Source organism: Curtobacterium sp. MCBA15_016 (genome assembly GCF_001865105.1).
Taxonomy (GTDB): Bacteria; Actinomycetota; Actinomycetes; order Actinomycetales; family Microbacteriaceae; genus Curtobacterium.
This window is the reverse complement of record NZ_MJGR01000034.1, coordinates 106,163-132,628: the sequence shown is the minus strand read 5'-3', so window position 1 is coordinate 132,628 and position 26,466 is coordinate 106,163. Positions and strand designations below refer to the sequence as shown.

Genomic DNA, 26,466 nt, shown 5'->3' with positions numbered 1-26,466 from the left:
ACCGCGCCTCCCGTCCGCCCGTGGTCGCCACCCGAGACTCGGCTGGGCGGACAGTTTCGCGGCCTGTGTGCCACGAAACTGTCCGCGGCGCCGAGTCTCGCCGCCCCCGCGCGCGGCGCGACGCCGCGGCGGGGCGGGCGCTGCGCTACCAGCTGACGGGGAGCGGCTTGCCCTCCTCGTAGCCGGCGGCCGACTGGATGCCGACGAGCGCCCGCTCGGAGAACTCCGCGAGGGACGACGCCCCCGCGTACGTCGCCGAGCTGCGGACACCGGTGGTGATCATGTCGAGCAGGTCCTCGACGCTCGGCCGCTCCGGGTCGAGGTAGATCGTCGACGACGAGATCCCCTCGGCGAAGAGCGCCTTGCGGGCCCGCTCGTAGGGGTCGAGGCGCTCGAAGCGCTCCCGGACGGCCTTGGCACTGGCCATGCCCCAGCTCTCCTTGTACGCCTTGCCCGCGGCGTCGCGCCGGAGGACTCCGGGCGCCTCGAGCGTGCCCGCGAACCACGAGCCGATCATCACGGCGGACGCACCGGCGGCGAGGGCGAGCGCCACGTCGCGCGGGTACCGGACGCCGCCGTCGGCCCACACGTGCGCGCCGAGCGACCGGGCCGCGGCGGCGGTCTCGAGCACGGCGGAGAACTGCGGGCGACCGACGGCGGTCATCATGCGCGTGGTGCACATGGCGCCGGGTCCGACGCCGACCTTGATGATGGTCGCACCGGCCTCGACGAGGTGGGCGACCGCGTCGGCGGTGACGACGTTGCCTGCGACCAGCGGGATGTCGAGGCCGAGGGCGGCGACGGTGCGGAGGGCGCGGAGCATGCCCTCCTGGTGGCCGTGCGCGGTGTCGAGGACGAGCACGTCGACGCCGGCGGCCGCGAGCGCCTGCGCCTTCGCGGCGACGTCGCCGTTGATGCCGATCGCGGCAGCGACCCGCAGGCGTCCGGACGCGTCGACGGCGGGCCGGTAGATGTCCGAGCGGATCGCACTGGTCTGGCTGACCGTGCCGACGACCTTGCCGTGCCGCATGACCGGCGCGAAGTCGACCTCGGCCGCGGTCAGCACGTCGTACACGTGCCGGGGCGTGCCGGCGTCCTCGGCGTCGATCGCGGTGGAGGCGCCGTGCAGCAGGTCGCCGAGCGTGGCGTCGGGACCCGCGTCGCCGAGGCGCCCGGCGGGGACGCAGCCGAGGTACTCGCCGGCGGCGTCGCGGACGACCACGCCCCGTCCGGCGACGGGCAGGAGCTGCTCGAGGGCCTCGGCGACCGTGGTGTGCGCGCCCATGTCGTAGGCGGTGTCGAAGTCGACCGGCTGGTCCTTGACCCAGCGGATCGCGGCGTCGAGGTCCTGCAGGTGCATGTCCTGCGGCAGCACGCCCAGGCCGCCGCGTCGGGCGAGCGTGGCGGCGAGGCGCGGCCCGGTGACCGAGTTCATGTTGGCGCTGACGATCGGGATGGTCGCACCGGACCCGTCGTTCGCCGAGAGGTCCACGTCGAACCGGCTCGTCACCGCCGACCGGCTGGGGACGAGGAAGACGTCGGAGTAGGTCAGGTCGTGTGTCGGCCGCGTCTCGTAGAACCTCATGGGCCCCACTGTACGGCTCCCCAGGGTGGCCGGTCTGGGCGGCTCGGCACGCCTCCGGTGCGACACGCGCGACACCCGGTCGGGAGGCGCGACCCGCCTCCGCCTGACACCGAACGGTCATCTGCGAGCGGCTAGGCTTGGGACCTGTGCGAGGCAGGGTTGCCACGCACGACACACACGAGCATCTATCGACGGAGAGTGGGCGATCGGCTGTGTCGAGCCATCTGACCGGAACGGACGAGACCGCGGGCGAATTCGGGGCGAACGAGTGGCTCGTCGACGAGCTCTACGAGCAGTTCGTCGCCGACAAGGAGTCCGTCGACAAGTCCTGGTGGCCGGTCCTCGAGAGCTACCACCGCACCCAGGGTGGCGACGCGTCCGCACCGGCTCCGTCCCCCTCCGCCCCCGCTGCTCCGGCCGCCTCCGAGCAGCAGCAGTCCACGACCCAGCAGCCCGCGACCGGTGACGCACCCGGCGAGGCGAAGTCCGGGCCGATCCAGGCGAAGACCACGTCGCGCCAGCCCACGCCGCAGCCGATCCCGGCCGAGGCCAACGACGAGGCCGACGACCACGAGGAGACCCACGAGGACGTGGCGACCCCGCTCCGGGGCATGGCGAAGACGCTCGCCTCGAACATGGACGCCTCGCTCACGGTCCCGACCGCGACGAGCGTGCGGACGATCCCGGCGAAGCTGATGATCGACAACCGCATCGTCGTGAACAACCACCTGCGTCGGGCCCGCGGCGGCAAGATCTCGTTCACGCACCTCATCGGGTGGGCGATGGTGCAGGCACTCAAGGACTTCCCGAGTCAGAACGTCTTCTACGAGGAGCGCGACGGCAAGCCCTTCGTGGTCGCTCCCGCGCACGTCAACCTCGGCATCGCGATCGACGTCCCGAAGAAGGACGGCTCCCGCTCCCTGCTCGTCCCGAGCATCAAGCGCGCCGAGACCCTCACGTTCGGGCAGTTCCTCTCCGCCTACGAGGACCTCGTCAAGCGTGCACGCGACAACAAGCTCACGCCGGCCGACTTCCAGGGCACGACGATCTCGCTGACGAACCCGGGCGGCATCGGCACGGTCCACTCGGTGCCGCGCCTGACGAAGGGGCAGGGTGCCATCATCGGCGCCGGTGCCCTCGAGTACCCGGCGCAGTTCCAGGGCTCGGCGGCGAAGACCCTCGTCGAACTCGGCATCGGCAAGACCATCACGCTGACGAGCACCTACGACCACCGTGTCATCCAGGGTGCGGGGTCGGGCGAGTACCTCAAGAAGGTGCACGAGCGGCTCATCGGCGAGCACGGCTTCTACGAGGGCATCTTCGCGGCGCTCCGGATCCCGTACAAGCCGATCCAGTGGGCGAACGACATCAACGTCGACCTCGCGCACCGGGTGAACAAGACGGCGCGTGTGCAGGAGCTCATCAACAGCTTCCGTGTCCGCGGGCACCTCATGGCGGACATCGACCCGCTCGAGTACCGGCAGCGCACCCACCCCGACCTCGAGATCGAGAGCCACGGGCTGACCTTCTGGGACCTCGACCGCGAGTTCGTCACCGGTGGGCTCGCCGGCACGACGAACGCCCCGCTGCGCGACGTGCTCGGGATCCTCCGCGACGCCTACTGCCGCACGGTCGGCATCGAGTACATGCACATCCAGGACCCGGAACAGCGTCGCTGGGTGCAGGCCCACATCGAGGTCCCGTACTCGAAGCCGTCGAAGGACGACCAGCTCCGGGTCCTCGGCAAGCTCAACGAGGCCGAGGCGTTCGAGACCTTCCTGCAGACGAAGTACGTCGGCCAGAAGCGCTTCTCGCTCGAGGGCGGCGAGTCCACGATCGCGTTCCTCGACTCGCTCATCCAGCGCGCGGCGACCGCCGGCCTCGAAGAAGTCGCGATCGGCATGGCCCACCGCGGCCGGCTCAACGTGCTGACGAACATCGCCGGCAAGACCTACGGCCAGATCTTCCGCGAGTTCGAGGGGTCGTCGCTCCCCGGCGCCGTCTCGGGCCAGGGTTCAGGTGACGTGAAGTACCACGTCGGCACCGAGGGTGTGTTCCGCGCCAGCGACGGCACCGCCATCCCGGTGACGATCGCCGCGAACCCGTCCCACCTCGAGGCCGTCGACGGCGTGCTCGAGGGCATCGTCCGCGCGAAGCAGGACCGGCAGGCCCCCGGCACGTTCGGCGTCCTGCCCGTGTTGGTCCACGGAGACGCCGCGATGGCCGGTCAGGGCGTCGTGGTCGAGACCCTGCAGATGTCGCAGCTGCGCGGCTACCGCACCGGCGGCACCGTGCACCTCGTGATCAACAACCAGGTCGGGTTCACCACCCCGCCGGAGTCGGCCCGCAGCTCGGTGTACTCCACCGACGTCGCGAAGACGATCCAGGCGCCGATCTTCCACGTGAACGGGGACGACCCCGAGGCCGTCGCCCGCGTCGCCGAGCTCGCCTTCGCCTACCGCGAGGAGTTCCACCGCGACGTCGTCATCGACCTCATCTGCTACCGCCGCCGCGGACACAACGAGGGCGACGACCCGTCGATGACGCAGCCGCTCATGTACAACCTCATCGAGGCGAAGCGCTCCGTCCGCACCCTCTACACCGAGGCCCTCGTCGGCCGCGGCGACATCACGCAAGAGGAGTACGACGAGGCGCACCGCGACTTCCAGGACCGCCTGGAACGCGCCTTCGCCGAGACGCACGAGGCGCAGACCGGCACGATCCCGGTCATCACGGTCGACGACGACGGCGCCGTGCAGGGTCTCGAGCGACCGGCAGCGCAGCGCGACGACTCCGAGGTCGAGGTGCACGAGACCGCTGTGTCCGAGGAACTCGTCCGGGCCATCGGCGACGCGCACAGCAACCCGCCCGCGGGCTTCCAGGTGCACCCGAAGCTCCAGCAGCTCCTGTCCAAGCGCACCGACATGACCCGCAACGGCGGCGTCGACTGGGCGATGGCGGAGCTCATGGCCATCGGGTCGATCCTCGTCGAGGGCAAGCCGGTCCGGCTCGCCGGGCAGGACGCCCGCCGTGGCACCTTCGTGCAGCGCCAGGCCGTCTTCCACGACCGTGTGAACGGCCAGGAGTGGCTGCCCCTCGCGAACCTCACCGAGGACCAGGCCCGCCTGTACATCTACGACTCGCTGCTCAGCGAGTACGCGGCGATGGCGTTCGAGTACGGGTACTCGGTCGAGCGACCCGAGGCCCTCGTCCTGTGGGAGGCGCAGTTCGGCGACTTCGCGAACGGCGCCCAGACCGTCATCGACGAGTTCATCTCCTCCGCCGAGCAGAAGTGGGGACAGCGCTCGGGCCTCGTGCTCCTGCTCCCCCACGGCTACGAGGGCCAGGGACCGGACCACTCGTCGGCGCGCATCGAGCGGTACCTGCAGCTCTGCGCCGAGGACAACATGGTGGTGGCCCGGCCGTCGACCCCGGCGTCCTACTTCCACCTGCTGCGACGCCAGGCGTGGGAGCGGCCGCAGAAGCCGCTCATCGTGTTCTCCCCGAAGGCGATGCTGCGCCTCCGCCAGGCGACGAGCCCGGTGGACGCGTTCACGAGCGGCACCTTCTCGGAGGTCCTCGACGACGACCGCGTGACCGACAAGTCGGCGGTGCGCCGGGTGGTCCTGCACTCCGGCAAGGTGCACCACGACCTGCGTGCCGAGCTCGACAAGCGCGGTGCCACCGACGTCGCCCTCGTCCGGCTCGAGCAGCTCGCCCCGCTCCCCCTCGAGCAGATCCTCCAGGTGCTCGCGGGTTACCCGGGCGCCGACGTCGTGTGGGCGCAGGAAGAGCCGGAGAACCAGGGCGCCTGGCCGTTCGTGTGCATGAACCTGTCGCCGCACCTCGACGGTCGGCCGCTGTCGGTCGCCGCCCGTCCGGCGAGTGCCGCACCGGCCACGGGGTCTTCGAAGCGCTCCGCACAGGAAGCGACCGACGTCATCACGCGAGCGCTGGGCTGACGCCCGACGCCGGGGTGCGCTACGCGATCTTCGTGTAGCGCACCCCGGCGTCGTGGTACCCGCGCTTCTGGTAGAACCGGTGCGCGCTGTCCGTGGCCGCCGCACTGACGGCGCTGAGGCGACGTGCGCCCTGCTCGACCGCCCATGCTTCGAACGTGCCGATGAGCGCCGAACCGGTGCCGAGCCTCCTGGCCGACTCGTCGACCACCATCAGCAGCAGCTGCGCCGTCGGCTCGTCGCTCGCGTACGCCCACGTGACCTGCGCGCCGGCGACCGCGATCGCACGACCGTCGTCGTCCCGCACCACCCAGGTGCGGTGTCCGGCCTCGGGCGTGAGCCGTTCGAGGCGGGCGCGCATGGCGGCGTCGTCGACCTCGTGGCCGAGCAGTCGGACGAGGGCGGCGACGTCGGCGACGTCCGTGTCGGACCAGGTGGTGATCGACTCGACGGAGAGGGTCATGCCCGCGACACTACCGACAGCGCCGTGCGTGTGACGACGGCTGCCAGGACGTTCCCGCCGGGACGTTCAGTGGGTGGCCTGCTCCAGGCGGATGCGGGCGAGGATCTCGGTACGGAGTTCCTCGGGTGCCGTCTCCTTGCACGCACGACGGACCGTCTCGATGAGGACGACGCCGACGCGGTGCTCGGTCGTGCAGTCCTCGCAGTCGTCCATGTGCTCACGGATGTCCGCCGCGTCCTCGCGGCAGAGCTCCCCGTGCAGGAACTCCTCGAGCTCGGCCTTCGCCTTCGAGCAGTCGCAGCCGCTCATCGCGCTTCCTTCCCTTCGACGCGGCTCGACGCCGCGGCAACCTTCCGGCCTCGTCCGCGCATCGTCGCCGTCGACGCTGCGTCCGGGACGATGCCGGTCTCACGTGCGTGGTCGGCCAGGAGCCCGCGGAGGAGCCGGCGGCCACGGTGGAGGCGGCTCATGACCGTCCCCACGGGGGTCTTCATGATGTCGGCGATCTCCTGGTAGGAGAACCCCTCGACATCGGCGAAGTAGACGGCCATCCGGAAGTCCTCCGGGATGGCCTGCAGCGCGTCCTTCACGGCGGAGGACGGCAGGTGGTCGATGGCGTCGGCCTCGGCGGAGCGCGCCGAGATCGACTGCGTCACGCTCTCCGCGCCGCCGAGCTGCCAGTCCTCGAGCTCGTCGATCGTGCCCTGGTACGGGTTGCGCTGGTTCTTGCGGTACGTGTTGATGAACGTGTTCGTGAGGATGCGGTACAGCCAGGCCTTGAGGTTCGTGCCCTGCTTGAACTGGCGGAACGCGGCGAAGGCCTTGACGAAGGTCTCCTGCACGAGGTCGGACGCGTCGGCCGGGTTGCGGGTCATCCGCATCGCGGCGCCGTAGAGCTGGTCCATGAAGGGCAGCGCCTGGTCCTCGAAGAGGGAGCGGAGCTCGGCCTCGGAGACGGTCTTCGCGTCGACGACGTCGACCGCGGTGGCCTGGTCGTCGCTGGCCTCGTCCTCGCGGTCGCTGGCCTCGTCCTCGCGGTCGCTGGCCTCGTCCTCGCGGTCGCCGGCCTCGTCCTCGCGCAGTGCTGCTTCTTCGGACACCGCGTCGAGCTGCGCCTCGGTCTCCTCGACCAGGTCGTGCGGTGCTGCGTGCGGTTCGTCGGTCGTCATCGCCGTCGAGTCTAGGCCGACGGTGCTCCCGAGCGTCGTCGGCACGGCGGGCAGAGTCGTCCGCGGTCGTGCGAGTGTCGCTGTCGCCACTGATCCTCCCGGTGCGTTCAGTACCCTTGTGAACCGATGGCAGTCACGACGCATTCCCAGTCCCGGACCGAGCCCTGGATCGCCCCGCTCGCGCGGGGTCCGCTGCACGGCGACGTGTCGCTGCCCGGGTCGAAGTCGCTCACCAACCGCGAACTCGTCCTCGCCGCCCTCGCCGACGGTCCGTCGACCATCCGGCTGCCGCTGCACTCGCGCGACTCGGCGCTCATGGTCGAGGCGCTCCGGCAGCTCGGCGTCGGGATCGACGAGGTCCCGCCGGCGCCCGGTGCGACCCCGAACCCCTACGGCCCCGACCTCCGGATCACACCGGCGCCGATGCACGGCGACGTCCGGGTGGACTGCGGACTCGCCGGCACCGTGATGCGCTTCCTGCCGCCCCTCGCCGCCCTCGCGGTCGGGCCGGTCACGGTCGACGGCGACCCGTACGCCCGCAAGCGGCCGATGCACGCCATCATCCAGGCGCTCGTCGACCTCGGCGTGGACGTCACCGACGACGGCGGCGGCGCGATGCCGTTCTCGTTCACCGGCACCGGCTCGGTCCGCGGCGGATCGCTCTCGATCGACGCCTCCGCCTCGTCGCAGTTCGTCTCCGGGCTCCTGCTCTCCGCCCCGCGCTTCGACGAGGGCCTGCACCTCACGCACGTCGGCGAGCGCCTGCCGAGCATGCCGCACATCGAGATGACCGTCGCCGCCCTCCGTGCCCGCGGTGTCCGGGTGGACGAGCCCGCGGTCGGCGAGTGGGTCGTGCACCCCGGACCCATCGCCGCCCGCGACGTCACCATCGAACCCGACCTGTCGAACGCCGCGCCGTTCGCCGTGGCGGCGCTCGTCGCCGGCGGCACCGTCCGCATCCGCACCTGGCCGACCGCGACGACCCAGGTGGGCGCCGACCTCGAGCGGCTCCTCCCCCTGTGGGGCGCGACCGTCACGCGGGACGGCGACGACCTCGTCTTCGACGGCGGCGTCGGGGTCCGGGGTGGCGCCTCCCTCCCGGGTCTCGAACTCGACCTCAGCCGCGGCGGCGAGCTCGCGCCTGCCCTGGTCGCGTTGGCGGCCCTGGCCGACGGCCCGTCCGAGATCACCGGGATCGGCCACCTGCGTGGGCACGAGACGGACCGTCTCGCCGCGCTCGCGTCGGACGTCAACCGTTCGGGAGGCGCGGTGCACGAACTCGACGACGGCCTGCGCATCGAGCCTGCCGCGCTCCACGGCGGCGACTGGGCCGCGTACGACGACCACCGGATGGCGACGGCCGGCGCGGTCGTGGGTCTCGTCGTCGACGGCGTCGCCGTCGACGACATCGGCTCGACCGCGAAGACGCTGCCACAGTTCCCCGAGCTGTGGGCGGCCCTGGTCGCGACCGGGGCCATGGGGGTCTGACGCGATGAGCTGGTGGGACGACGTCGACGGTGACGACTCCGACGCGGACGAGCCGTACGGGCAGTACGACGAGTCGAGCGTCCGGGTCCGACCCAACCCGAAGGGCAACCGCCCCCGCACGAAGGTCCGTCCGACGTACGAGGACGCCCCCACGGGGTGGGTGACGAACGTCGACCGCGGGCGCTTCGGCGTGCTCGTCGGGGACCGGGTCATCACGGCCACGAAGGCCCGCGAGCTGGGGAAGAAGTCCGTCGTCACCGGCGACACGGTCCACCTCGCCGGCGACGTCTCCGGCGAACCGGGCTCCCTCGCGCGCATCGTGAAGGTCGCCGAGCGCACCACGCTGCTGCGCCGGAGCGCCGACGACACCGACGAGGTCGAGCGCGTCATCGTGGCGAACGCCGACCAGATGCTCATCGTCGTGGCCGCCGCCGACCCCGAGCCGCGCACCCGACTGATCGACCGGTACCTCGTGGCGGCGTTCGACGCCGGCCTCGACCCGATCCTCTGCATCACGAAGACCGACCTCGCCGATCCCACCGAGTTCCTCGCGCACTTCGCCTGCCTCGACCTGCGCATCGTGACGAGCCGCTCCGACGACGTGCCGTTCGACGCCCTGCACGAGGTCCTCGACGACAAGGTGACCGTGACCGTCGGGCACTCGGGCGTCGGGAAGTCGACGCTCGTGAACGCGCTGACCGGGTCCTCCCGGGCCACCGGGGTCGTCAACTCGGTGACCGGTCGGGGACGGCACACCTCGTCGTCGTCGATCGCGCTGCAGGTGCGGGACGGCGGGTGGATCATCGACACCCCGGGTGTCCGGTCGTTCGGGCTCGGACACGTCGACCCGGCGAACGTGTTCCGTGCCTTCGCCTCGCACGCCGTGCCCGTCCGCGAGCCGGTGGACGGGATCCCCCTCTCCCAGGCGCACGACTGGGAGATCGTCGACCGGGTGCAGGCCGGCGAGCTCGGGTCGACCGGGGTCGAGCGGCTCGACTCGTTCCGCGCGCTGCTGACCGGCATGGGCGCCGAGGACCCGGGCACGGAGTAGCGCGGGGCGCCGACGCGCCTCGCGCCTCGCGCAGTGTGCGAGGTTCCGCGCTCGGTGGGACGCCGGCGCCCTCCCACGGTGTGCGGAGGCTCGCACACTCCGGCGCCGGCACCGCACCGTGCGCGGCGGCACCCGGGTCGACAGGTGTGCACCGACGTTGTACAGTTGCCCTTCGTGTCTGAAGTTGCAAAGTACAACTTTGCGCCGACCCCCGCCGTCGACGCCCCGTCCTCCCCCATGACGACAACGACGTCGCACGTGCACACCACCTCCGCCCACACCCACTCGCACGCCGCGTCTCGGGCCTCCAGGGCCCCGCGTCAGCCGAATGGCCCGTCGACGCCCCGTCCGCAGGGCCTCGTTCGCACCCTGCTGAGCTTCGGCTCGCACATCCTCGTGCCCCTCTTCCTCGCGATCGGCATGGGTCTCGCCTACCTCGGCGCCTTCCACGCCCCGACGCCGCACGACCTCCCGGTCGGCATCGTCGGACAGGGTGCGGCGACCCAGGTGTTCGCGCAGACCGTCACGGACGAGTCGGACGGCGCACTCGTCACCCACGTCGTGTCCTCCACCGCCGAGGCGGAGCGCCAGGTCCGTGACCGCGACCTCGCCGCCGTCTACGCTCCGACCGCGACCGGCGCGACGCTCTACGTCTCGACCGCGGCGTCGGAGACCACAGCGAGCGCGGCCCAGAAGATCTTCATGCCGATCGCCTACCGGTCGCACCTGCCCTTCACGGTGCAGGACGTCGTGCCCTCCGGCGACGAGGACACCACCGGACAGGGCCTGTTCTTCCTGCTCGTCGCCCTGAGCGTCGGTGGCTACGCGTCCGCGATCGCGGTGGCCGCCTTCGCCACCCGGCTGCGACCGCTCTGGACCGCCGTCACCGGCCTCGCGACGGCCGGGGTGGTCGCGGGCATCGGCATCCTCATCGCCGGTCCGCTGTACGGCATCATCACGACGAACCGGTGGGAGATCTTCCTGTTCGCCTGGATGTACGACGCGATCATCGTCGCGCTCGGGGTCGGCCTCCACCCGCTGCTCGGCCGGTGGACGACGCCGATCCTCACGATGCTGTTCGTGATGCTCAACTTCACGTCGTCCGGTGGCATCTTCCAGCCGGCGTTCCAGCCGGGGTTCTTCGCCGGCCTCAACACGTTCTGGAGCGGCGCCGCCTGGCTGCAGGCAGCGCAGGACCTGCAGTACTTCCCGGGCGCCTCGCTCGGTCGGTCGTCGCTCGTGCTGGCGCTGTGGCTCGCCGCAGCCGTGCTGCTCTGCGTCGTCGTGCACGGTCTCGTCGCCCACCGGGCCCGCATCGCCCGCGAGCGCGAGGTCACCGCCCTCGAGGAGGAAGAGGTCGTGGCGGCGTAGCCCCCGCTACGCTGGCGACCGTGGACCTCAGCGCCGACCTGGACTTCGCCCGCTCCCTCGCCGACACCGCCGACGCGATCAGCCTCGAGCGGTTCCGCGCCGCCGACCTGCACGTGTCGAAGAAGGCCGACAGCACGCACGTCACCGACGCCGACCAGGCGGTCGAACGAGCGCTCCGCGAACGGCTCGGTGCCGAGCGTCCCGACGACGCCTTCCTCGGCGAGGAGACCACCGCCGACACCGGCGCCGAGGCCGTCAGCGAGGGCCACCGCCAGTGGGTGGTCGACCCCATCGACGGCACCGCGAACTACCTCCGCGGCGTCCCGGTCTGGGCCACCCTCATCGCGCTCGCGGTGGACGGGCGCCCGGTTCTCGGCGTCGTGAGCGCACCCGCCCTCGGCAAGCGCTGGTGGGCGGCCGAGGGGCTCGGCGCGCACTCCTTCGACGGTCCCCTGCACGTCTCCGGCGTCGATTCCCTGGCCGAGGCCAGCCTGAGCTACAACAGCATCCAGCAGTGGGACGACGACGACCGCCTGGACGCCCTCGTGACGCTCTCCCGGCAGGTCTGGCGCACCCGGGCCTACGGCGACATGTGGTCGTACATGCTCGTGGCCGAGGGCGTCCTCGACGTCGCGGGCGAGCCCGACCTCAAGCCGTGGGACATGGCGGCGCTCGTGCCGATCGTCGAGGAGGCCGGTGGCCGGTTCACCTCGCTCGACGGCGATCCCGGCCCCTGGCACGGCAGCGCCCTCGCGACGAACGGACTCGTGCACGACGCCGTGGTCGAGGTCATCCGCCGCTGACGGCCCCGGACGCCCGGCGCGTGCAACTGTTGCACGCGCCGCGGTGCGACATCGTCGACGTCGTACGACAGCGGCCTCGTCGCAGTCCCGCGCGCGCAACCGTTGCGGCCGCGCGGAAGCGACACCATCGACGTCGTACGACATCGGCGTTGTCGTTCCGAGTCGGCACGAACACTCGACCGGCAACCCACCCCGCGGGTCGGCCCTGCGGCGGACACCGCCTGTACCCCGGTTTCGTACCACGAATCGCCGCAGCCGATCCCGGAACGCCCCCCGAGGGGGGCACGTGGCCCCCCGGACTGGGGACACCGCGGGTGGACATCGGATTGCGGAGACCGGCCATCCGAGCCAGAACCTGAGTTATCTTGCTTTCAGGCGACAGGTCAGGTGCCGCTTCGGAGTCCCTAGCTCCGAACGGGATGCCAGACCGGTCGTGCTTCGTCCGAAGACCCTAACCCGAGGGGTGATACAGACGATGACTTCATCGTTCCCGAGCGGAACCGAGTGCACCCTCACTCGTCATCCGCATTCCGTTTCCGACAGCTCCGGCACGCGTTCTTCCCTGCGTGCCCCACGTCCGGCTCTGCGCGCGGTCACCCGCCGTGCCTCCGACCGGTCCCTCTCCTCCGTTGCATCCGCTTCCGGGCCCGGAGGCCGGTGAGTCATGGCACTCACCGGTCGCCGTCTCGAGGTCGACCGGATCGCGACCCTCGCTGTACTCCCTCGTGAGTCCGCGATGGTCGTCGTCGGCGACCCTGGTTCCGGACGCAGCAGCGTCCTCGACGCGGTGTCCAACCGCGTCTCCCTCCCCGTCGTACGCGTCGGAGTGAACGGGAGTGAGTCCCACTGGCCCCTGGCCGGCGTGACCTCGCTCTTCACCGCACTCGACGATCCCCGTGCGACGGCCCACATCGCGCACCTCCTCCAGGGGAGCGCACCCGTCGACCGGCAGACGCCGGGGCTGGCGGCGGCGCACGACTTCCTCGACGCCGTGCACGCCCTCACCCTGCCGCCGACGCTCGTGCTGATCGACGACCTCGACCGGATGGACGTGGAGAGCCAGGAGCTCATCGCGTTCCTCGCGTCGCGGCTCGCCGGCACCGCACTGCGCGTCGTCGCCACGGTCCGTACCGTGCCGCCGGCCGGACCGCTCGCGGCCCTGCCGACGCTCCGGATCGAACCGCTGCCCTCGGACGAAGCACTCGTGCTCGCCCGTGACATGGCTCCGGAAGAGGCGAACGAGGGTGTCCTCGCCGTCCTCGCCGAGGAGACCGGTGGCAACCCCGGCGCACTGCGCGAGCAGCTCGCCGTGCTCAGTCGCGAGCAGCTGAACGGCTCCGAGCCGCTCGTGCTGCCGCTCCGACCGACCCCGACCACCGAGGCCATCGCGGCCCTGGTGCTCGGTTCCGCAGCAGGACGCGATCTGGACGTCCTGGCGCGGTTGGCCCTCGTCCCCGTGGCGAAGACCACCGGTTGGGACCGCGACGAGCTCGACGACCTGGCACACGCCGGACTCACGACCGTCAAGGGTCAGACCGTCTCGGTCCGCGATCCCCTGGTCCGTTCCGCGCTGTACTGGCGGATGCCGGCACGGGACCGACGGGCCGCGCACACGGAACTCGCCGCGGCGAGCGCCGAGTCCGACCCGCGTGCGGCCGCGTGGCACCGCAGCTTCGTCGACGACGTCCCGGACGTGGTCGCGCTGCTCCGTGCAGCCCGCTCGTACGTCGTGGACGGCAACGCCCAGGCCGCGGTCGTGCTCACCGAGCGCGCTCTGCACATCGGTTCGGGGCACGAGGACGAGCACGCTGCGCTCCTCGGTGTCGCCGAGGCCCTGCTGGCGAACCGGCTGCTCGGCTTCGCCGCGCGGTACCTCGCCGCGATCCGGCCGTTCCGCTCCACGGCGGACGAGACCCGTCGGCTCCGTCTGTCGTACTCGGTGCAGTACCTCAGCGGCGACGCCGTGCACGCGGACGAGCTCCTCGTGCCGGTCGACCCCGAGAACGCCGCCGAGGCGGACGCACTCGGTGGGCTCCTCGCGATGGTCGCGTGCTTCCGGGCCGAGGCCTGGGAGCTCGACCACGCCAGGGACCTCCTCGCCCGGGCCGAGCCGCTCAAGCGGTCCGCGTCGCAGCACACCCTGGAGATCACGGAGACCGCGCACGAGCTCATCGCCGCGGTCGACGGGACCCTCCCGGCCGACACGGCGCTCCACGACGGACTCTCCACCACGACGCTGGTGGGCATGTCCGACCCGGCGCTGCTGCTCCTCGCCCACGCGTTGAGCATCGCCGAGCGGTACCGCAGCGCCCGCCGCGTGTTCGCCCTCGTCCTCGCCCGGGGACAGGAGGCCATGCCGGTCTGGACCGAGGCCGCCCGCTACCTGTCCGCCGAGAACGAGGTGCGCTCCGGGAACTTCCGGCAGGCGCTCCGCGCGATCGACGTGTGGGAAGCCGGATCGTCGGTGGTCGAGCGGCTCCGTGAGCCGTCCCGTGCCATCGCGCTCGCCTGGCGGCACTTCGCCGAGGGGCGCTCCCCCGAGGCACTCGAGGTCCTCGACCGGTGCCTCGCGCAGCGGTCCACGAACCGTCTGTGGGGTGCGACCGCCAAGCTGCACGCCCTGCGCGGTCGGGTCCTGCTGCTCGACGGTCGGCTCGACGAGGCCGCGGCCTCGCTCGAGGCGGCGGACGCCATCGGTCGCTCGCTGCGGAACCCGGCGGTGCTCCGGCACCTCGGCGACCTGGTGGAGGCGTACTCGCGCCTCGACCGGATCGACGACGCCCGGGCGATCGCCGCACGGCTCGCGGCGGACCACCACGCCCGCCCGTCGCGCTGGGGCGCCCTCGTCCTGGCGCGGAGCCTCGCGCTGGTCGCGGACGACACCACCCGTGACACCGCGCGTCGCCGTGCACTGGAGCTGTTCCAGCCGCACGACTCGCAGTTCGAACGTGCTCGGACCTTCGCGGCACTCGCTGCCGTGGGGACCCCGACGGAGCGTCCGCGCCTCGGTGCGGCCGCTGCGGCGGCGTACGAGGCGGCGGGGCTCCGTCGTCCGCTGGCCACCCCGGCCGCGACGGTCGCGATGCCGGTCTTCGGCGCGCCGACGTCGCTCCGGTCCGCGCCGGTGCTGTCCGCGCAGATGCCCGGGACGCCGCGCAGCGCGCCGGACGCCTCGGCGGTGCTCACCTCGCTCACCGCGGAGGAGCGCGCCGTCGTGCAGAAGGTGACGGAGGGGTACCGCAACCGCGAGATCGCCTCGTCGCTCTTCATGTCGCAGCGGACGGTGGAGCTGCGGCTGACGCAGATCTACCGCAAGGTGGGAGCGCGCTCGCGTTCGCACCTGGTCGCGCTGCTCACGTAGTCGAGACGCGACCCACCACCGGACGGGAGGCGCGGTGCCAGCTGGCACCGCGCCTCCCGTTCGTCGTCGGTGCGGGCCGTGGATGCGGGTTGCGGGACTCCGCACGCCCTGTCCTCCGAACGGGGGACCGCTCGCGGTGAACCGCAAGAGCGGGCGACGACCGTTGCCGTGTCACCGACCGGCGGGTGATGCTTCTCGTGCACCGACCGCCGTGCTCCTCCGGGAGCCCGCCCGTGGTACCCCGTCCGGTACCCGAACCGTCGGCCCACGAACGCCGTCGTCCGTCCTCGCCTGATCCGAGGACGGGCGGCGGCCCGGGCCGGCGGACCGGACGCACGGCAGACCCGACGGCGGTCGGTGCCGCAAGGCTCCTCCCTCCCCCACCCGAGCTGCTCCTCCCACCCGAAGGGAAACCAGATGTGCGGCATCATCGCGGCCCGCGTCACCGACGACGCGTCCCCCTACCTGCTCGACGGACTCGAACGACTCGAGTACCGCGGGTACGACTCGGCGGGCATCGCCGTCCGGACCGCCCACGGCGGCACCGAGACCATCCGGTCCGTGTCGCGCGTCGGTGACCTGCGCACGCTCGTCGCCGCACGCTCCGGCGACGCGCTGACGGGGGTCGGCATCGGGCACACCCGGTGGGCGACGCACGGCGTGGTCCGCGAGGCGAACGCGCACCCGCACGCCGACTGCTCCGGCCGGATCAGCATCGTGCACAACGGCATCGTCGAGAACGCCGACCGGCTCCGTGCGACGCTCGAGCGCCAGGGCCACGTGTTCTCGTCGGACGTCGACTCCGAGGTCATCGCGCACCTCGTCGAGCGGGCGCTCGCGGTGGACCCGGACCTCATGCTCGCGGTGCAGATCGCGACCGCGCAGCTCGAGGGCTCGTGGGCGATCGTGGTGCTCGACGCCCGGGACGGCCGCATGGTCGTCGCCGCCGAGCGCTCCCCCCTCGTCGTCGCACGGTCCGCCCGCGGCGACTTCGTGGCGAGCGACATCGGGGCGATCGCCGAGTGGTGCGAGACCTTCGTGGCGCTCCGCGACGGCGACGTCGTCGAACTCGGCGAGGCCTGGACGTGGTCGTCCTCCGGCGTCACGGTCCCCGTCCCCTTCCCGACGCCGTCCCCGTTCGCCGCGACCGCGCTCGACCTCGGCGACCACCCGGACCACATGGCGAAGGAGATCGAGGAGCAGCCCGAGGTCGTCGCCTCGATCCTCGACCGGGTCGCCCGCCGGGCCGCCGACGGCAGCATGTGGGTCGGCCTGGGGCTCCCCGGGTTCCACCGACTGGCGATCGTCGCGTGCGGCACCTCGCTCAACGCCGGGCAGGTGATCGCCACCGCGCTGCGCGGCATCGGCGGCGTGCCGACGGACATCGTCGTCGCGAGCGAAGCCGACCAGGCGGTGCTCGGCCCGGACACGCTCGTGGTCGCCATCAGCCAGTCCGGCGAGACCGCCGACGTCCTCCGCGCGCTCGACCGCTTCGAGGACCGGCACCCGGTGCTCGCCCTCACGAACAACGTGCACTCGTCCCTCGCCCGCCGGGCGGACGCCGTGCTCGACTGCCACGCCGGCCCGGAGATCGGTGTCGCCGCGACGAAGACGTTCACCGCGCAGGTCGTCGTCGGCGTCGCCGCGGTGATCTCCGCGCTCGTCGCCTCGGGTCGGATCGACGGCGAACGCGCGGCCGCGCTCGTCGGCGAGCTCTCCGACCTCCCCGCCCGCATCGACCACGCCGCCGCGATCGCCGCCGACCGCATCCCGCTGCTCGTCTCGAGCGTCAAGGACGCGACCGGCTTCCTCTTCCTCGGCCGCGGCGCCGGGCTGCCCTACGCGGCCGAGGGCGCGCTCAAGCTCAAGGAGCTCAGCTACCGCTGGGCCGAGGCCTACCCGGCCGGCGAGCTGAAGCACGGCCCGCTCGCCCTCGTCGACGAGGGCACCCCGGTCGTCGTCATCGACCACGGCGACCACCGACTGCAGGCGAACATCGCCGAGGTCCGTGCCCGCGGCGGGTTCGTCATCACGATCGGCGGCGAGGGGTCGGACATCCCCGCACTCGGCCGTCGCATCGTCGGCGACCTCGCCTGGGGTCGGGCGACCGCACCGTGGGGTCCGCTCGAGGCCGTCGTCCCGCTGCAGATGCTCGCCCGCGAACTCGCGCTCCAGCTGGGGTGCGACGTGGACAAGCCGAGGAACCTCGCCAAGTCGGTGACGGTCGAATAGCCAGGCACACGCGCTTCAACCGCCTGACGGTGTTCCTCGCCGTCCTCACGGCGCTCGCCATCGTCGCGACGGTCATCGTGATCGCCGCGACGCTGGTGCCGTCGTTGCTCCCCCAGGGTCTTGCCGGGTTCGTCACGGGCGGTGCTGCGATCCTGGTCCCTTGACCACCGCAGCCCCGCCCCTCGTCGTCGTCGCGCTCCTCGTGGGCGCGGTCCTGCCGTTCGTGCCGTTCGTCTGCCGGGTGGCGCGCATCGCCGCGACGATCGCGCACGAGGTCGGGCACGCCGTCGTCGTCGTGCCGTTCGGCGGACGCATCCAGCGCATCGAGCTGCACCCGGACGGCTCGGGCGAGGCCTGGGTCCAGCTCGGCCGGGTCCCCGGTGCGATCCGGTGGCTCGTGCGGATCGTGAACCTGTACGCCGGCTACAGCGCGCCGCTCTGGGCCGGCGTGCTGCTCGTGACCGGGGTGCTGCACGGGTCGAGGTGGGTGCCCGTCGTGGTCCTCGGCGTCGTCGGGCTCGTCGCGCTCGCGTTCGTGCGGAACTGGTTCGGGATCCTCGTGGTCCTCGGCTTCGACGCGCTCGCGCTCTGGGTCGCCCTGCGCCCGTCCGAGACCACCGTGCTCGTCGTCGCCGCGGTCGGGGCGTTCTTCGTCGTGGACGGGCTGCGCTCGGTGGTGCAGGTCGCCCGGTGGCTCGCGACCGGGGCCCGTGTGCAGACCGACTTCCACATCGCCGCGGCCGAGATGCGGGTGCCGGCGACGGTGTGGTTCGTGCTGTTCGTCGCCGTGAACGCCGCCGCGGTGTGGCTTGCGCGTGGTCCGCTGCTCGAGGTGTGGGCGACCGTCTCCGACGGGGTGCGCGCGCTGTTCTGACGCGTGCGGCGGGCGGCGGGCCGCGGGCTGCGGGCTGCGGGCTGCGAGCTGCGGGCTGCGAGCTGCGGGCTGCGGGCTGCGGGCTGCGGGCTGACTCGCAACGACATCGTCGCTGTCGTACGACATCGACGTCGTCGCACCCCCGCGCGCGCAACAGTTGCGCACGCGCGGCAACGACGAGCCCGCTGTCGTACGACATCGACGTTGTCGCAACCCCGCGCGCGCGACAACGCTGCGAGGATGACGACGATGCACCTCGACGACGTGACCACCGCCCTCGCCGCGACGACCGCCCCGCACCGCGACCGCTTCCTCGCGTTCGTGCGGACCCACGGCGACGCGGCACTCCGACGCGACGGCGGCCCGGAGCACCTCACCGCGTCGTGCTTCGTGTTCTCGCCCGACCTCGGGAGCGTGCTGCTGTGCCTGCACCGCAAGGGCCGGTTCTGGGTGCAGTTCGGTGGGCACCTCGAACCGGGCGACCGCGACCTCGCCGAGGCCGCCCGTCGCGAAGCCCGCGAGGAGTCGGGCATCGCCGACCTCGACCTGCTCGACGCCTCCGTGGCCGACCTCGACCGTCACGACCTGCACGGGGGCTTCGCCTGCGCCGCGCACTGGGACGTCGGCTTCGTCGCCGTGGTCGATCCCGCTCGGGCGACCACCGTCAGCGACGAGAGCGACGACGTCCGGTGGTTCGCCCTCGACGCACTGCCCGACGGCCTCGCGCCCGGGCTGCCCGCACGCCTGGCCGCGGTGGTCGCCACGGTCGCGCACCGCGACTGACACCGGACTGGAGGCGCGGGTCGGCGCCGACCCGCGCCTCCAGTCCGGTGCGTGCGCACCTTCCGACGTGACACGCGTCGATCGACGGGTGCAGTGTCGCGATCGCCGCGCGAACTGCGCCGCGCCCGCCGCCCGCCGCGCTACTCCCAGGGGCGCTGCGCCAGCTCCGCCGGGTCGATGACCCGCCCACCGGCCACCACGAGGGACCGCGGCACGCGGCGCACCAGCGCGTCCATCGGGTTCTCCGCGTCGACCAGGACGACGTCCGCACGCGCACCGGCGACGATGTCGTGCTCCTCGTCGGTGACGAACCGTGCGCCGTCGCGCGACGCGATCTCGACCACCCGCACCAGGTCCTCGTCCCGCACCACCCCGCCGGCCCGCGCGTACTGCCACGCGATGCCGAGCAGGTCGCCGTCGCCGTAGGGGCTCCACAGGTCGCGGATACCGTCGGTGCCGAAGCCGAACCGCACCCCCGCGTCGTCGAACTCGTGCAGCGGCAGCTGCTTCATGCGCACCGGCGCGACCGTCGTCATCGTGACCCCGAGGCCCGCCATCCGGGCGAGCAGGTCGCGGCGCCGGACCGGGTCGACGTCGACGATCGCGAAGCCGTGCGCGACGTTGATCCTGCCGGGCGCGATGCCGAGCCGCTCGACGCGGTCGAGGATCAGGTCGAACGAGAACGCCCCGAGCTCGGCGGGCTCGTGCAGGTGGACGTCGATCCCGCACCCGGTGTCGGCGGCGATGTCGAACAGGCCGTCGAGGTGACCGACGGGGTCGCGGTCGATGAGCGACGGGTCGAGGCCGCCGATGTGGTCCGCTCCGCCCTCCGCCGCACGGCGCAGCAGGTCGAGCACGCCGGGGCGCCGGAGCACCCCGTCCTGCGGGAACGCCACGATCGACAGCTCGACCGCGTCGTCGAGCGCAGCACCCGCGGCGCGGACGGCCTCGATGCCCCGGAGTCCGACGCCGAGGTCGACGTCCACGTGGGTGCGCACCCGGGTGGTGCCGGTGCGGAGCGACTCCCGCAGGACCCTGGTCGCGACGGCCTCGCCCGGGATCCCGAGGGCGTCACGCCGGGCGCGCTCGTGGGCGATCCTGCCCTGGGTCCCGCCCTCGCCGCCGTACGACTCCCACGTGTGGCCCCACCAGCTCTTGTCGACGTGCGCGTGCGTGTTCACCAGCCCGGGGAGCGCGAGCTGCCCACGACCCTGCACCTCGGTCGCGCTGCCGGCCGGGACGGTGCCCGGGGGTGTGACCGCGGTGGTGCGGGAGCCGGTGACGACCACGTCGGCCCGTTCCCCTCCCCACGGTCGCACGTCGCGGATGATCAGGGTCGCGTCCTCGTCCACCATGCCCCCACCCTGCCAGTCCGACCGCACCGGGTGTGCGCGGGACCCGCCGTAACGGAACGCCGCAAACGGGAACCGCGGAGGGAAGCCTGCGAGAGTACCGGCACGACGACGGCAGGAGGTGTCCCGTGACGGACGAGGCGCACGGTTTCGCGACCGAGCAGGTGCACGGCGGGTTCCAGCCCGACCAGGGCCACGGAGCGAGGGTCCCCGCGATCCACATGTCCTCGGGCTTCCTGTTCGACGACTTCGACCAGGCCCGCGACCGCTTCGCCGGGACCGACGACGGCTACACCTACACGCGGCTCGGCAACCCCACGAACGCCGACGTCGAGCGCCGGGTCGCGCTGCTCGAGCGCGGCGTCGAGGCGATCCTGGTGGGCAGTGGGCAGGCCGCCGCCACCGTCGCGTTCCTCGGCATCCTGCAGGCCGGCGACCACGTCGTCGCGGCGCGCAGCATCTACGAGGGCACCAAGGGCCTGCTCGTGCAGAACCTCGGACGCCTCGGGATCGAGGTCGACTTCGTCGCGGACCAGCGCGACCTCGACGAGTGGGCGCGACTCGTCCGCCCGAACACGAAGGCCTTCTTCGCCGAGACGATCCCGAACCCGAAGAACGACGTCCTCGACATCACCGGCGTCGCCGACACCGCGCACCGTGCGGGTGTGCCGCTCATCGTCGACAACACCCTCGCGACGCCGTACCTCGTGCGTCCGGTCGACCACGGCGCCGACATCGTCGTCCACTCGGCGTCGAAGTTCCTCTCCGGCCACGGTGCCGGGCTCGGCGGCGTGGTCGTCGACGGCGGCACCTTCGACTGGTCGGCGTCCCCGGACCGCTGGGTGCACCTGACCAGCCCGGAACGGTCGCTCGGCGGCGAGAGCTACTTCGAGCGCTACGGCAGCCGCGCGTTCGTCGTCTTCGCACGCGACGTCGTCGCCTCGCGCATCGGCCCGACGCCCTCCCCCTTCAACTCCTTCCTGCTCCGCCAGGGCATCGAGACGCTGTCGCTGCGCGTGGAACGCCACAGCGCGAACGCGCTGGCTGTCGCGTCCTTCCTGGAGCAGCAGCCGGAGGTGACGAGCGTCGACTACGCGGGTCTCGCCTCCAGCCCGTTCCACGACCTCGCCCAGCGCTACCTGCCGCGCGGTGCCGGGTCCGTCTTCGCGTTCACGCTGGACGGCGGCGAAGCCGCGGCGCGGACCTTCATCGACAGCGTCCAGCTGTTCAGCCGGATGACCCACCTCGGTGACGTCCGCTCGCTGATCCTGCACCCCGCCACCACGACGCACGCCGGCAAGACGCCCCAGGAGCGCGCCGACCAGGGCATCGACGACGGCCTCATCCGCCTGTCGGTCGGCATCGAGGACGTCGCGGACCTGGTCCGCGACCTGTCGCGCGGGTTCGCCGCGTTGCGCGGCGCGAGGGCGGGCCAGGAGGCGCGGGTCGACTCCGACTCGGAGCTCGCCTCCCTCGAACACGCCGTTCCCGGCAACCACGTCATCGCGGAGGAACTCTAGGCAATGGCCGGACTGCAGCACTTCGGGTACTTCTTCTCGCGCGGGTTCGGCCCGCAGGCGTGGGGCCGGTCCGACTGGGACTGGGGGCACGACTGGACGAAGCCCGACCTGTACCAGCAGTCCGTCCGCGCCCTCGAGCAGGCCGGCATGGACCTCGTCATCGCTGAGGACGCCATCTCGCTCGGCAACCCGTCGACGCTCGACCTGCGGATCCGGCAGGCGTACGGCGGCCCGAAGCACGACCCGCTCCTGCTCGCGCCGTACCTGTTCGCCGCGACCTCGCACATCGGGTTCGCCCCGACCGTGAACGCCGGGTTCACCCCGCCGTACCTCGCCGCACGGCAGTTCGCGACGCTCGCGCACCTCTCCGGCGACCGCTTCGGCGTCAACGTCGTGACGGACACCGGGAGCGCTCGGCACGCCGGGATCGCTCCGCTCCCGCACGACGCCGCGTACGACCGCGCCGAGGAGTGGTTGCAGCTGGTGCGGCGGCTCTGGCACTCGTGGGGCTCCGGGTACGTCGGGGACCGCTCCGACTGGCACTTCGCCGACGGCGACGCCCTCGATGCGTTCCACCACGAGGGCGCGTACTTCACCGCGGACGGCCCGCTCAACGCCCTCCCGCTCGACTCCGACCCGATCGTGGTCTCCCCCGGCGGCTCCGGCCGGGGGCTCGGGTTCGCCGGAACGCACTCGGACGTGCAGCTCGCGCTCGCACCGCTGTCCGCGGCGGCCGTGCGGGACTACCGCGCGCGGGTGCTCTCCGCCGCGGCCGACGCCGGACGCACCGCGAACGCGCTGCGGATCCTGTTCGTGCTCAAGCCCGAGATCGTGTCGTCGGCGGCCGAGGCGGACCGCGTCGTCGCCGCCTCCCGGCACCCGTCCGACGACGACCTCCGCACCGCGGCGATCGCGTGGTCGAGCGACTCCGAGACGGACCTGCTCGCGCTCGACCTCGATGCGCCGATACCGGCGGGGACGTTCGGCGACCACGTCTCGGCCGGCACCATCCGCGGCCTCGTCGGCGACACCCCCGACGCACCGCTGCGCACGCTCCTCGAACGCAAGGCCCGGAAGGGTCGGGTGTCCTCGCGCGAGGGCTTCGTCGGGACCGCCGACGAGTTCGCGGACTTCATCGAGGAGCTCGGCGCGGACGCCGACAACGACGGCATCATCTTCTCGGGCGACCTGCACCCGGCGCAGGTCTACCGGATGCTCGGCGACCTCGTGCCGGTGCTCCGGCGCCGTGGGCTCCTGCGACGGGAGTACGGCGCCGGAGGCATCCGGGAGAACCTGTTCGACTTCTGAGACCGCGCGCCCCGTGGCGCGGGTCCTAGTGGTGGACGGGCTCCACGACGCCGCTCTCCTCGACGTCGCGGACGTCCTCGGCGGTGCGGAGGATCTCGTCGCGGTCGGACGCCGAGTTGATCGCCCAGTAGTAGATCACCAGGGAGAACACCGCCACCACGACGATGTCGATCCACAGCGGGAACACCGGGTGCGTCAGCGGACCGAAGTCGCTGAGGAACACGATGAGCCCCATGCCGATCAGGTACGGCAGCAGCCACTGGGCCGCCTTCCAGTCCCAGCGCGGGCGGACGCTCGAGGCGCCGCGGAACACGTTGTTCAGGATGATCACCACGGCACCGATGAGGATCGCGACCCCGAGCTTCCAGTCGGTGTCCCACCCGGTCCAGAGGATGATGAGGTTCGCGACGACGAACGCGATCGGTGAGAGCAGCGTCGCGGCCGGCATCCGGTAGGGGCGCTCGACCTCGGGGATCCGCTTCCGGAACGCGCCGAGGGCCAACGGTGCACCCGCGTACATCAGGACGGACGCACTCGTGATGAGGCTGACCAGCCCCTGCCACGACGGGAACGGTGCGAAGCACGCGCACCCGACGACGAACGCCACGATGAGGCCGACCCAGGGAACGCCCTGCTTCGTCGTCCACTCGAAGGCCTTCGGGAAGTACCCGTTGCGGCTGAGCCCGTACGAGATGCGGCTCGTGGCCGTCACGTAGATGAGGCCGGTGCCGGCGGGCGAGATGATCGCGTCGATGAAGATGACCACGGCGAGCCAGGTGATGCCGGCCGCCATCGCGATGTCGGCGAACGGTCCGGTGTACTTCGTGAAGTCCGCGGTCGCCCACGAGCCCTGGATCGCGTCGGAGCGCAGGACGCCGAGGAACACGATCTGGAGCAGCAGGTAGATCACGAGCCCGATGAGCACCGAGCCGATGACGGCGCGCGGGATGTCGCGCTTCGGGTTCTTGGCCTCGCCGGCGAGCTGGTCCGCCTGCTCGAAGCCGAGGAACGCGAAGATGATGCCCGACGTCGACACCGCGGCGAGGATGCCCTTCGCACCTTCGGGCATGAAGCCGTCCGCCGCGGTGAAGTTCGAGCCGTGGAACCCGCTGAACGCCAGGACGATGATGACCAGCAAGGGGATGGCGACCTTCCACCAGGTCGCCGCGGAGTTCGTGTTCGCGAGGATCTTCACGCTGAGCATGTTGATCACCGTGACGACGGCCATCAGGACGATCGCCACCGCGATCCCGGCGCCGGTCAGCAACTGCTGGGTCTCACCCTCGATGACCACGGTGTGCAGCCACGGGTGGGCGAACTGCCAGTGCTGCGCGTACTTGATCATCGCCTCGACCTCGATCGGGGCGACCGTCACGGACTGCAGCCACGAGAACCACCCGAAGGAGGCTCCGGCGATGCCGCCGAAGGCGATGTGGGGGAACCGCGCTGTTCCACCCGCGATCGGGAACATGCCGCCGAGCTCGGCGTGCACGAGTGCGAGGACGAGGATCGCCACGCCACCGATGAGCCACGAGATGATCGCGGCGGGCCCGGCGGTCTTCAGGGCCTCCTGCGAACCGAAGAGCCAGCCGGAGCCGATGATCGACCCCGTCGAGGCCCAGATGAGCCCGATGAAGCCGACGTTGCGCTTGAGGCCGGAGTCCGGCAGCGCCTGTGTCGTTGTAGCCACTGTTGCTCCTGTCGATGAGCGCCGCCCCTCGGACGGGGGCTGCGCTCATCGACTCTGGCACCGTGACAGCACTTTGGTCGGATTGTTTAACACAATGGAAACAAACGTGCTGTACAAGCCCTCAGGCTACTTCTTGTCGTGCTTCTTCTTGCTCTTCTTGTCCGACTTCTTCTTGTCGTCGTGCTTCTTGTCCGACTTCTTCTTCGCGTCCTGCTTCTTGCCGGACTTCTTCTTGTCGGACTTCTGCTTGCCCTTCTTGTCCGGCTCGGGCTCGGGCGACTCGACGCCGTCGACGGGTTCGACGATCACCGCGCTCCCCGTGTCGGCGAGGACGTCGACCTCGTGCTCCTCGAGCGTCGGCGCGAGGGCGTCCTCCACCCGCTCGACGACGATCGACGCACCGTCCTCGGCGAGCCGGACGAGCGCTTGGGCTGCCCGGACGCGGGTCGTCGTCTTCCGGGCGAGCACGTCGGCACGGGCACCCTCGAGGAAGGCACGGAGCGACCGTTCGACGACCGAACGACCCCGCGGCGCCGAACGGTCGAGGCGGTCGAGCTCGCCGGCCACACCGGAGACGTCGTCCTCGACGTGCTCGTGCCGCACGGACTCGATGAGCGCGGCGATCGCGGCCGCCCCACGCTCGACGGCTGCGGATCGCTGGTCGAGCACGACGAGCATCTCGATCACCGAGCCGTACGTCACCGTCTCGAGGCGGACCGGCTCGGCTCCACGCCCGCGGATGACCAACCGGGCGTCCGGCGTCGGCAGCCACGCGGCCAGCGCAGCGACGGTCGCGACCGAGACCACCGCCCGCTCGTAGTCGGCGAGCACCACTCGCTCCTGCTCTCGCAGTCGGACTCGGATCGCGATCTCCTGCACCACGTGGACCTCCCGTTCGTGGGCACGGGCGTGTTCCCGCGCCTGCTGCGGATCGTAGTCCTCGGAGGTGGCGGGACAGCGAACGCCCCGGCATCGTCCGGGGACGGTGTCGGGGCGTTCGGTGTGGCAGTGCGTGACAGCGGTGCGGCATCCGGCGAATGGTGGAGATGGGGGGAATCGAACCCCCGTCCATCGCTGCAATTCGACGTCTTCTACGGGCGTATCCGGATGGTTCGTTCTGCTCGGCCCCGTCCTTTGCTACCGGCTTCTAGGACGACGGGCCCAGTCTCAGTGCAAGTCCCGCACGGCCCTGAGGCGCAACCGTGCAGCAAGTCCTCTGGATGACGCCGGAACTCAGGTTAGAAGACGATCACCTGGCCGACGGACTTCATGTGCTGGGCTGCTTACGCAGCGAGAGCGAAGTCAGTGCGCTTGGAATTGGCACTTGTTGTTTTCCACGGATCGTTGACGAGATGACCGTGGGTCCTCGGCCCGCTTCCCGTCGGCACACAGGCAATGTCGAAACCGATCATCCCCATGCGGGCCGGACGTGCGAACCGCTGTCACGCTCTTGAGTT

At 71.7% G+C, this 26,466-nt stretch carries 19 protein-coding genes and 1 other RNA gene; 12 read left to right on the top strand and 8 right to left on the bottom strand.

Features of this window, described 5'->3' with window-relative positions; genetic code table 11:
* Window positions 1-145: 145 nt before the first annotated feature.
* A complete protein-coding gene (locus tag BIV03_RS14410) occupies window positions 146-1,585 on the bottom strand; it encodes a GuaB1 family IMP dehydrogenase-related protein (protein ID WP_070416368.1) in 1,440 nt (479 codons plus the stop codon).
* 212 nt (window positions 1,586-1,797) lie between these two features.
* On the opposite strand from BIV03_RS14410, the gene BIV03_RS14405 reads away from it, so the two are divergent.
* A complete protein-coding gene (locus tag BIV03_RS14405; RefSeq protein ID WP_175475879.1) occupies window positions 1,798-5,547 on the top strand; it encodes a multifunctional oxoglutarate decarboxylase/oxoglutarate dehydrogenase thiamine pyrophosphate-binding subunit/dihydrolipoyllysine-residue succinyltransferase subunit in 3,750 nt (1,249 codons plus the stop codon).
* A gap of 19 nt (window positions 5,548-5,566) precedes the next feature.
* Here BIV03_RS14405 and BIV03_RS14400 read toward each other — a convergent pair whose 3' ends face one another.
* The 3 genes from BIV03_RS14400 to BIV03_RS14390 form a co-directional block, all read right to left on the bottom strand.
* A complete protein-coding gene (locus BIV03_RS14400) occupies window positions 5,567-6,007 on the bottom strand; it encodes a GNAT family N-acetyltransferase (RefSeq protein ID WP_070416369.1) in 441 nt (146 codons plus the stop codon).
* 66 nt (window positions 6,008-6,073) lie between these two features.
* Complete coding sequence (locus BIV03_RS14395; RefSeq protein ID WP_070416370.1) at window positions 6,074-6,316, bottom strand: zf-HC2 domain-containing protein; 243 nt, start codon at window positions 6,314-6,316, stop codon at window positions 6,074-6,076.
* Window positions 6,313-7,176, bottom strand: a complete 864-nt coding sequence (locus BIV03_RS14390) for a sigma-70 family RNA polymerase sigma factor (protein WP_071296341.1) — start codon at window positions 7,174-7,176, stop codon at window positions 6,313-6,315. Before BIV03_RS14390 ends, BIV03_RS14395 begins: the two co-directional genes overlap by 4 nt.
* Window positions 7,177-7,302: 126 nt before the next feature.
* Between BIV03_RS14390 and aroA the strand changes: the two genes are divergently transcribed.
* The 9 genes from aroA (at window position 7,303) to BIV03_RS14350 (ending at window position 19,139) form a co-directional block, all read left to right on the top strand.
* Entirely contained in the window at window positions 7,303-8,664 is a 1,362-nt protein-coding gene (aroA, locus tag BIV03_RS14385) for a 3-phosphoshikimate 1-carboxyvinyltransferase (protein ID WP_071296176.1), read from the top strand.
* A gap of 4 nt (window positions 8,665-8,668) precedes the next feature.
* On the top strand, window positions 8,669-9,715 hold the full coding sequence (gene rsgA / locus BIV03_RS14380; protein ID WP_071296175.1) for a ribosome small subunit-dependent GTPase A: 1,047 nt from the start codon (window positions 8,669-8,671) through the stop codon (window positions 9,713-9,715).
* A 396-nt stretch (window positions 9,716-10,111) separates the two neighbouring features.
* Window positions 10,112-11,086 carry a hypothetical protein gene (locus tag BIV03_RS14375; RefSeq protein WP_139201993.1) on the top strand — a complete coding sequence of 325 codons (975 nt, stop codon included), beginning with the start codon at window positions 10,112-10,114 and terminating at the stop codon, window positions 11,084-11,086.
* A gap of 20 nt (window positions 11,087-11,106) precedes the next feature.
* On the top strand, window positions 11,107-11,889 hold the full coding sequence (locus tag BIV03_RS14370) for an inositol monophosphatase family protein (protein ID WP_083403456.1): 783 nt from the start codon (window positions 11,107-11,109) through the stop codon (window positions 11,887-11,889).
* A 664-nt stretch (window positions 11,890-12,553) separates the two neighbouring features.
* Entirely contained in the window at window positions 12,554-15,250 is a 2,697-nt protein-coding gene (locus BIV03_RS14365; protein ID WP_071296174.1) for a LuxR family transcriptional regulator, read from the top strand.
* Between the two features lie 417 nt (window positions 15,251-15,667).
* Window positions 15,668-17,482 carry a glutamine--fructose-6-phosphate transaminase (isomerizing) gene (gene glmS / locus BIV03_RS14360; RefSeq protein ID WP_071296173.1) on the top strand — a complete coding sequence of 605 codons (1,815 nt, stop codon included), beginning with the start codon at window positions 15,668-15,670 and terminating at the stop codon, window positions 17,480-17,482.
* A 29-nt stretch (window positions 17,483-17,511) separates the two neighbouring features.
* Window positions 17,512-17,646 (top strand): hypothetical protein, encoded by a 135-nt coding sequence (locus BIV03_RS20255; RefSeq protein ID WP_302847773.1) that lies wholly within the window; start codon window positions 17,512-17,514, stop codon window positions 17,644-17,646.
* Complete coding sequence (locus BIV03_RS14355) at window positions 17,643-18,356, top strand: M50 family metallopeptidase (protein WP_071296172.1); 714 nt, start codon at window positions 17,643-17,645, stop codon at window positions 18,354-18,356. The genes BIV03_RS20255 and BIV03_RS14355 overlap by 4 nt, the downstream gene beginning before the upstream one ends.
* A 240-nt stretch (window positions 18,357-18,596) precedes the next feature.
* A complete protein-coding gene (locus BIV03_RS14350) occupies window positions 18,597-19,139 on the top strand; it encodes an NUDIX domain-containing protein (protein WP_254790912.1) in 543 nt (180 codons plus the stop codon).
* Between the two features lie 140 nt (window positions 19,140-19,279).
* Here the strand turns inward: BIV03_RS14350 and BIV03_RS14345 are convergent, their stop codons facing one another.
* A complete protein-coding gene (locus BIV03_RS14345; protein WP_071296171.1) occupies window positions 19,280-20,494 on the bottom strand; it encodes an amidohydrolase family protein in 1,215 nt (404 codons plus the stop codon).
* A gap of 125 nt (window positions 20,495-20,619) precedes the next feature.
* Between BIV03_RS14345 and BIV03_RS14340 the strand changes: the two genes are divergently transcribed.
* Window positions 20,620-22,011 (top strand): O-acetylhomoserine aminocarboxypropyltransferase/cysteine synthase family protein, encoded by a 1,392-nt coding sequence (locus tag BIV03_RS14340; RefSeq protein ID WP_071296170.1) that lies wholly within the window; start codon window positions 20,620-20,622, stop codon window positions 22,009-22,011.
* Between the two features lie 3 nt (window positions 22,012-22,014).
* Complete coding sequence (locus tag BIV03_RS14335) at window positions 22,015-23,319, top strand: LLM class flavin-dependent oxidoreductase (RefSeq protein WP_071296169.1); 1,305 nt, start codon at window positions 22,015-22,017, stop codon at window positions 23,317-23,319.
* Between the two features lie 25 nt (window positions 23,320-23,344).
* On the opposite strand, the gene BIV03_RS14330 is transcribed toward BIV03_RS14335, so the two are convergent.
* The 3 genes from BIV03_RS14330 to ssrA all read right to left on the bottom strand — a co-directional run bounded on the left by BIV03_RS14330 (window position 23,345) and on the right by ssrA (window position 26,425).
* Window positions 23,345-25,009 carry an APC family permease gene (locus BIV03_RS14330; RefSeq protein WP_070416379.1) on the bottom strand — a complete coding sequence of 555 codons (1,665 nt, stop codon included), beginning with the start codon at window positions 25,007-25,009 and terminating at the stop codon, window positions 23,345-23,347.
* 126 nt (window positions 25,010-25,135) lie between these two features.
* Complete coding sequence (locus tag BIV03_RS14325; protein WP_139201992.1) at window positions 25,136-25,840, bottom strand: hypothetical protein; 705 nt, start codon at window positions 25,838-25,840, stop codon at window positions 25,136-25,138.
* Window positions 25,841-26,047: 207 nt separating this feature from the next.
* Window positions 26,048-26,425, bottom strand: a transfer-messenger RNA (tmRNA) gene (gene ssrA / locus BIV03_RS14320).
* Between the last annotated feature and the right edge of the window lie 41 nt (window positions 26,426-26,466).